A 7,645-nucleotide genomic window follows, 5' to 3' on the forward strand; every position below is an offset into this window, starting at 1 on the left:
GCCAGCAGGGTGGTCAGCAGGGCGGCGCTCCGCGTCCCGGCCCCGGTGCCGGTGGCCCGCGGCCCCCGCAGCGCGCCGGTGAGCCCGGTCGTGGCGGCCCGCGTCCGAACCCGGGCAACATGCCCCCGCGTCCGAACCCCGGCATGATGCCGGCCCGCCCGGCGGGCGGGCGTCCCGCGCCCGGCGGCCGTGGCGGCCCCCGTGGTCGCGGTGGTCCCGGTGGCCGTCCGGGTGGTCCCGGCGGTCGTCCCGGCGGCGGTGGCGGTGGTTTCCGTCCCGGTGGCGGCGGCCCCGGTGGCGGCGGCGGTGCGCCGGCGGGTGGCGGCGGCTTCCGCGGTCGTCCCGGTGGCGGCGGCGGTCGTGGCCGCGGCGGTACCGCGGGTGCCTTCGGGCGTCCCGGCGGTCCGGCGCGCAAGGGCCGCAAGTCGAAGCGGCAGAAGCGCCAGGAGTTCGACTCGATGCAGGCGCCCTCGGTGGGCGGCGTCCGCCTGCCCAAGGGCAACGGCGAGACGATCCGGCTGCCGCGCGGCGCGTCGCTGACCGACTTCGCGGAGAAGATCAACGCCAACCCGGCCTCGCTGGTGCAGGTGTTGTTCCACCTCGGCGAGATGGTCACGGCCACGGCGTCGGTCGCGGACGAGGTGCTCGAGCTGCTCGGCACCGAGATGAACTACCGCGTCCAGGTCGTCAGCCCGGAGGAGGAGGACCGCGAGCTGCTCGACAGCTTCGACATCTCCTTCGGCGACGAGGGCGACGAGGAGGACTGGGTCGTCCGGCCGCCGGTCGTGACCATCATGGGTCACGTCGACCACGGTAAGACGCGGCTGCTGGACACGATCCGCAAGGCGAACGTCCGCGAGGGCGAGGCCGGCGGCATCACCCAGCACATCGGCGCCTACCAGGTCCAGACGGAGCTGGAGGGCGAGGAGCGCCCGATCACCTTCATCGACACCCCGGGCCACGAGGCGTTCACCGCCATGCGTGCCCGCGGCGCGAAGTCCACGGACATCGCGGTGATCGTGGTCGCGGCGGACGACGGCGTCATGCCCCAGACGGTCGAGGCGATCAACCACGCCCAGGCGGCCGACGTGCCGATCGTGGTCGCGGTCAACAAGATCGACGTCGAGGGCGCGAACCCGGCCAAGATCCGGCAGCAGCTGACCGAGTACAACCTGGTCGCGGAGGAGTACGGCGGCGACACGATGTTCGTCGACATCTCCGCGAAGCAGGGGACGAACATCGACCAGCTGCTCGAGGCGATCCTGCTGACGGCGGACGCCGCGCTCGACCTGCGGGCCAACCCGAACATGGAGGCCCAGGGCGTCACGATCGAGGGTCACCTCGACCGCGGCCGTGGTCCGGTGGCGACCGTGCTGGTCCAGCGCGGCACCCTGCGGATCGGCGACTCGATCGTCGCGGGCGACGCCTCCGGGCGCGTCCGGCGGATGGTCGACGAGTACGGCGAGGACGTCACCGAGGCGCTCCCGTCGCGTCCGGTGCAGGTCATCGGTCTGACCTCGGTCCCGGGTGCGGGCGACACGTTCCTCGTCGTGGACGAGGACCGGGTGGCCCGGCAGATCGCGGACCGGCGGCGGGCGCGCGAGCGCAACGCCGAGCTGGCCAGCCGTCGCAAGCGCGTGTCGCTCGAGGACCTCGACGCCGCGCTGAAGGAGACCAGCACCCTCAACCTGATCATCAAGGGTGACAACTCGGGTACCGTCGAGGCCCTCGAGGACGCCCTGATGAAGCTGGACGTGGGTGAGGACGTCGAGCTGCGGGTGATCCACCGCGGCGTCGGTGGCATCACCGAGGGCGACATCAACCTCGCCATCGCGGACAACGTCATCGTCATGGGCTTCAACGTCCGTGCCGAGGGCAAGGCCACGGAGCTGGCCAACCGCGAGGGCGTGGAGATCCGCTACTACTCGGTGATCTACCAGGCGATCGAGGAGATCGAGCAGGCCCTGAAGGGCATGCTCAAGCCGGAGTACGAGGAGGTCGAGCTCGGCCGGGCGGAGGTCCGCGAGGTCTTCAAGTCCTCCAAGTTCGGCACGATCGCCGGTTGCCTCGTGATGAGCGGGGAGATCCGCCGCAACGCCCGCGGGCGCCTGCTTCGCGACTCCGTGGTCATCGCCGACAACCTGCCGATCAGCTCGCTGCGCCGCTTCAAGGACGACGTGGTCGAGGTCCGCGAGGGCTTCGAGTGCGGTCTGACCCTGGGCAGCTACAGCGACATCAAGGTCGACGACGTCATCGAGACCTTCGAGATGCGGGAGAAGCCCCGGGCCTAGCGGCCTGGTCGTCGGGGGCGGCGCGCTCTGCGTGCCGCCCCCGACACTCCGGAAAGACGCTGTCTTTCAGGCATGTACGTGGGAGCACTGGAGCTGGACGTCCTGCTCGGGGACGTCCACTCGCTCAAGCAGAAGCGCTCCGCCGTCCGGCCCGTGGTGGCCGAGCTGCGGCGGCGCTTCGCGGTGTCCGCCGCCGAGGCGGGTCACCTGGATCTGCACCGCCGCGCGCTGATCGGGGTGTGCTGCGTCGCCGCGGACCCCGGGCACGTGACCGAGGTGCTCGACTCCTGCGAGCGGCTCGTCGCCGCCCGCCCCGAGCTGGAACTGCTGTCCGCCCGGCACAGGATGCTGGGACCGGAGGATTGAACGGCGCGTGAGCGGCGAGTCTCGACCGATCGACGGTCGCCGCGCACGACCCGCAGGGAGGAGCGCGTCATGGTGGACCAGGCCCGCGCCCGGCGGCTGGCGAAGCGGATCACGCAGATCGTCGCCGGCGCGCTGGAGCACGAGGTGAAGGACCCCCGCCTGGCGATGGTGACCGTCACCGACACCCGGGTCAGCGGCGACCTGCGCGAGGCCACCGTGTACTACACGGTGCTCGGCCGCACGGTCGACGAGGCGCCCGACACGGCCGGCGCCGCCGCCGCGCTCGAGAGCGCCAAGGGCGTGCTGCGCACGACGGTGGGCCGGCAGACCGGCGTCCGGCACACGCCGAGCCTGGCCTTCGTCGCCGACGAGGTCCCGGACGAGGCCCGCCGGATGGAGGAGCTGCTCGCCCGCACCCGCGCGTCGGACGCGGAGGTGGCCCGGCTGGCCGCCGGCGCCCGCCCCGCCGGCGACGCCGACCCCTACCGCGCGCCGCGCGAGCCGGACCCCTCCGACCTCGGGGAGGAGTGAGCAGCCGGTGACCGCGCAGCCCCGATTCGCGGCGTTGGGCCCGGACGACCGGGACGACGTCGACGCCGCGATCGACCGCGCGGTCGCCCGGGCGGTGTCCGAGGCCGCCGCCGTCCTGCGCGAGGCGACGGAGGTCGTCGTCCTCGGGCACGTGTCGCCCGACGCGGACAGCCTCGGCAGCGCCCTCGCCCTCGGCCTGGCGCTGCACCGGCGCGGGGTGTCGGTGCAGGTGTCCTTCGGGGTCACGGGCGCCGACGAGCCCGCGCCCGAGTCCCTGGGCGCGCTCGACGCCGAGGGCCTGCTGGTCCCGGCCTCGGCCGTACCGGAGGCGCCCGAGGTCGTGGTGGCCTGCGACACCGCCGACCAGCACCGGCTCGGCGTGCTCGCCGGGCGCGTCGACGCCGCCGGCCGCGCCGTCCTCGTCGACCACCACGCGTCGAACCCCGGCTTCGGCACGGTCCGGGTGCTCGATCCGCGGGCCGAGGCCACCGTGCTGCTCGTCCGGCGGATCCTCGCCGAGCTCGGCACCCCGCTCGACCCCGTGATCGGCCGGTGCCTCTACGCCGGGCTGGCCACGGACACCGTCGGCTTCCGGATCGGCGGGCCGGGCCCGCACCGGCTGGCCGCCGAGCTCGTCGAGGCGGGGGTGGAGGTCGAGCCGCTGATGCGCGAGCTCGTCGACTCGCACCCCTTCGCCTGGCTGGGCGCGCTGGGCGGCATCCTCGCGGGCGCCCAGCTGGAGCCCGGCGTACCGGCCGGCCGCGGCACCGTGCACGCCACGGTGCCGCTCGACGTCGTCCGGCGCTTCCGGCCCGAGGAGGTCGAGAGCGTGGTCGACCACGTCCGCACCGCCGTCGAGGCCGAGGTCACCGTGGTGCTCAAGCAGGTCGACGAGAGCCGGTGGACCGTCTCGCTGCGCTCGCGGGGCGCGGTGGACGTCGCGGCCGTGGCCGTCGGGCTCGGCGGCGGCGGGCACCCGCGGGCCGCCGGGTTCACCCGCGACGGCACCCGGGACGAGGTCCTCACCGCGATCCGGAAGGCCTTGACCACCCCGGGACGATCAGGACGAACGTGACACCTCACGTTCACCTCGTTCTCAGGGTCGGGTGCGTACCCTCGGGCCCGACGAGGAGGACGACTTGACCGCTGAGCCCGCCCTCCCCGCCCCGTCCACCCCTGCGGGTGGCGTGGCCGGGAGACTCCCGACCTGCCCTGCAACGCCCGTCACCGCACCGACCACCGCACCGACCACCGCGCCGACCACCGCGCCGACCACCGCGCCGCTCGCCGGGCCGTTCGGCACCGGCCCCCGCCGCGCCTTCCTGGCCGCCGCCGTGCGCAGCCCGGGGCAGATCGGGGCCGTGGCCCCGAGCTCACCGAGGCTGGCCGACCTGCTGGCCTCGGTGGTCCCCACGCACGGCACCCCGACCGTCGTCGAGCTCGGGCCGGGCACCGGGTCGGTGTCGGCGGCCATCGCCGAGCGGCTCCCCGCCGACGCCCGGCACCTCGCCGTGGAGCTCGACCCCCGCCTCGCCGCCTACCTGCGCCGCACCCGTCCGGACCTGGAGGTGGTCGACGGCGACGCCGAGCACCTCACCGGGCTGCTCGCCGCCCGCTCGGTGCCCGCCGTCGACGCCGTGGTGAGCGGGCTGCCGTGGTCCCTGTTCGGCGGGGACACCCAGCGCCGCATCCTCGACCAGGTCGCCGCCGCGATCGGCCCGACCGGCGCCTTCGCCACCTTCGCCTACACCCACACCGCGCCGATGACCACGGCCCGCCGCTTCCGCCGGATGCTGTCGGAGGTGTTCGACGAGGTCGTGGTCAGCCGCACGATCTGGCGCAACCTGCCGCCGGCCTACGCCTACGTCTGCCGCCGCCCCCGGCACGGTTAGGGCCGGTGCCAGAGCGTCCAGCGCGAGACCGGCAGGTACCCCATCCGCCGGTACACGCCGTGCCCGTCGTCGCTGGAGATCAGCACGGCGGGCAGCGCCGGCTCGGCCAGCGTCGCCGCCCAGGTCACCGCCGCACCGATGCCGCGGCCGCGGTACTGCGGGAGGGCGGACACGCACTCGACGTCGACCACCCCGTGCCCGGTCCAGGAGAGCGCGGTCGCGACCGGCCTGCCGTCCGTGCGGGCGAGCCAGAACCGTGCCGGGCCGCCGAGCAACGCGGCCGGGGGCGGCGAGGCGGGGGCGGGGAAGCCGGCCGCGAGCACGGTGGCCCACTCGGCGAGCCCGTCCGGATCGTCCACCTCGGTCACGGTGACTCCGGGGGGCAGCGCCGGCGCGGCGCCCCCGGCGGGCCGCACCATGAAGTGCGGGTGCCCCATCAGGCGCAGGCCGGCGGGCCGCAGGTCCGGCGTCGGGTACGGGGTGACGAGCAGCCAGGGCCGCCCGGTGCCCACCCTGCCCGGTTCGTCCACCGTGTTCGCGGTGGCCACGGCGCGCGCCGCCTCGACGTCCACCGGCCCGGCGGACAGTGCCGCGTTGAGGAACACGCAGGGGGACAGGGCGTCGGCGAGGACGAGCCCATCCACCCGGCGCACGGTGCCGCCGGCGGCCGCGGCCCAGGCTGCGGCCCGGTCGGCCATGGCCCGGACCGCGGCGAGGGTCAGGGAGTCGGTGTCGGGGGTGGTGTCCTCCCAGCCCGTGGTGGGAGGGGCGAGTCCGGCACTCACCCGCGGTCCAGCAGATAGAAGCGGAACATCTCGTGCTCGATCGGCAGCACGGTGACGCCCGCGAACCCGGCCTCCGTGGCGTAGCGGCGCAGGAGGTCGGGCCGCAGCACGGTGCCGGTGGCGGCGGAGTCCGGCTCGCAGCGCCCGACGGGCAGGCAGTGCAGCACGCTGGCCGCGTAGAGGAAGCGCTGCATCGGGTCGGCGCCGGGGGAGAAGGCCTCGTCGGCCCGCTCGTCCATGATCACGACCGGGCCGTCGGCGATCCGGTGCGCGGTCCGCAGCGCCGCGACCGGGTGGGCGAGGTCGTGCAGCATCTCGAAGGCGAACACCGCGTCGTAGCGGCCGGTGAGCGCCGGGTCGGCGACGTCGGCGACCACGAACCGCACGCGGTCGGCCACCCCCGCCTCGGCGGCGTGCTCCCGGGCCGCGTCGATCGACGGCGGGTCGGCGTCGAACGCGTCGACCCGCACACCGGGGTAGCCCTGCGCGAGCGCGATCGCCGCCCAGCCCTCGCCGCAGCCGAACTCGGCGACGGTGCCGCCGGCGGCCAACCGGGCGTCGAGCCCGGGTACCTGCGGCACCCACTCCTGCACCAGCTGCCCGACGAAGCAGGGCCGGCTCAGCGCCGCCTGCGCGTGCTGGACGCCGTAGGCGCCGTAGGGCACGCCCGCGCCCGTGCGGAAGGCCCCGGTCAGCGCGGGCAGCACCCGGCCGAGGGACTCGACGAACTCCGCGAGCGGGACGAGCCGGGCGGGGCTGTCCGGGTCGATCAGCACCGGTTCGCTGCCGGGGACCAGCCCGAACCGGCGCCGCTCGGGGTCCGCGGCCGGGTCGTCGACGGTCAGCAGGCCGGCCGTGGCCTGCTGCTCGCACCACTCGCGGGCGTACCGGGCGTCGACGTCGGCGGCCTTCGCCAGCTCCGGCGCGGTCGCCGGGCCGCCGGCGGCGAGGGCCCGGTACAGGCCGAGCCGGTCGCCGAGCAGCACCGTGGCCAGCTCGAACGCGCCCAGGCCCGCCTCGAACAGGCGGCCCGCGAGCTCCTCGGTCGTCGAGGGAGTCTCCGGTGCCGCGGTGGTCTCGCTCATGGCGTTCTCCTTCCTCCACCCGGGAAGGCGCCACGAAGCGGCTAGCGGTGCTACAGCCGCCAGGGGACCGCGTGCTCGGGGTCGTAGCGGCAGAAGGTTCCGGTGTGGACCGACGCGCGCAGGTGCCGGCCCAGCTCGGGGTGCACCGCGGCGACCCGGTCCACGGCCGCGCGCACCCGGTTGCCGACGGCCTTCCGCCGGCGTTCGACGTCGGATCCGGCCCTGCGCGGGCGCCCGTCCAGTCCGGTGACCGCGGCGAGCTCGGCGATCAGGGCGTCGCGTTCGGCCGCGGCGCGGGCGGCACGCTCCGGGTCGTGCGCCGCGGTGGCCTCCTCGCCCTCCTCGTCGAGGTCGCGCAGCCGCGTGCGGTAGGCGGCGACGGCGGTCCGGTCGGCGAGCGCGAGGCCGCTCCCGTCCGGCGTGGGCAGCCCGGCCAGCTCGTGCACGGCGACCTCGCGGCCCGGGCGGGCGAGCAGGACGGCGAGGTCGTGCAGGCCCTTGCTGTCCCGCAGCCGGACGGTCCGGCCGGCGTAGGTCAGGGCCCAGACCTCGCCGTCGCGGCGGAACTCGGCGGGCCCGGCGGCGGGCGCGGCAGCGGCGGCCGCCCCGGCCGGCTGCTCCGACCCGGTCCGCCGGCCCGGCCCGCCGGTCACCTCGAGCTCCGCCGCCCACGCCCGGGTGCGCCGCTCGAGGGC

General features: G+C 75.7%; 7 protein-coding genes and 1 pseudogene. 5 read left to right on the forward strand and 3 right to left on the reverse strand.

The genetic code is table 11. The features are described from left to right. From infB to ACFQH9_RS29825, 5 genes are all read left to right on the forward strand, one after another. Positions 1–2,291, forward strand: a 2,291-nt coding sequence (gene infB, locus ACFQH9_RS29805; RefSeq protein ID WP_379571383.1) for a translation initiation factor IF-2, incomplete at its 5' end; no start/stop codon positions are given. A gap of 72 nt (positions 2,292–2,363) precedes the next feature. Beyond that, complete coding sequence (locus ACFQH9_RS29810; protein WP_379571385.1) at positions 2,364–2,657, forward strand: DUF503 domain-containing protein; 294 nt, start codon at positions 2,364–2,366, stop codon at positions 2,655–2,657. A 69-nt stretch (positions 2,658–2,726) separates the two neighbouring features. Next, positions 2,727–3,188, forward strand: a complete 462-nt coding sequence (gene rbfA, locus ACFQH9_RS29815; protein ID WP_379571387.1) for a 30S ribosome-binding factor RbfA — start codon at positions 2,727–2,729, stop codon at positions 3,186–3,188. Between the two features lie 94 nt (positions 3,189–3,282). Continuing rightward, positions 3,283–4,263 carry a DHH family phosphoesterase gene (locus tag ACFQH9_RS29820; RefSeq protein WP_379571395.1) on the forward strand — a complete coding sequence of 327 codons (981 nt, stop codon included), beginning with the start codon at positions 3,283–3,285 and terminating at the stop codon, positions 4,261–4,263. Between the two features lie 64 nt (positions 4,264–4,327). Further along, entirely contained in the window at positions 4,328–5,080 is a 753-nt protein-coding gene (locus tag ACFQH9_RS29825; RefSeq protein WP_379571389.1) for a class I SAM-dependent methyltransferase, read from the forward strand. Here ACFQH9_RS29825 and ACFQH9_RS29830 read toward each other — a convergent pair. The 3 genes and pseudogenes from ACFQH9_RS29830 to ACFQH9_RS29840 form a co-directional block, all read right to left on the reverse strand. Further along, positions 5,077–5,865, reverse strand: coding sequence for a GNAT family N-acetyltransferase (locus ACFQH9_RS29830; RefSeq protein WP_379571391.1), 789 nt, complete (start codon positions 5,863–5,865; stop codon positions 5,077–5,079). The genes ACFQH9_RS29825 and ACFQH9_RS29830 overlap by 4 nt on opposite strands. Then, complete coding sequence (locus ACFQH9_RS29835; protein WP_379571393.1) at positions 5,862–6,950, reverse strand: SAM-dependent methyltransferase; 1,089 nt, start codon at positions 6,948–6,950, stop codon at positions 5,862–5,864. The genes ACFQH9_RS29830 and ACFQH9_RS29835 overlap by 4 nt, the downstream gene beginning before the upstream one ends. A gap of 50 nt (positions 6,951–7,000) precedes the next feature. Beyond that, positions 7,001–7,645 (reverse strand): annotated as a pseudogene (locus tag ACFQH9_RS29840) (ATPase); the annotation flags it as partial.

This window comes from Pseudonocardia lutea, assembly GCF_042658055.1.
Classification (GTDB): domain Bacteria; phylum Actinomycetota; class Actinomycetes; order Mycobacteriales; family Pseudonocardiaceae; genus Pseudonocardia; species Pseudonocardia lutea.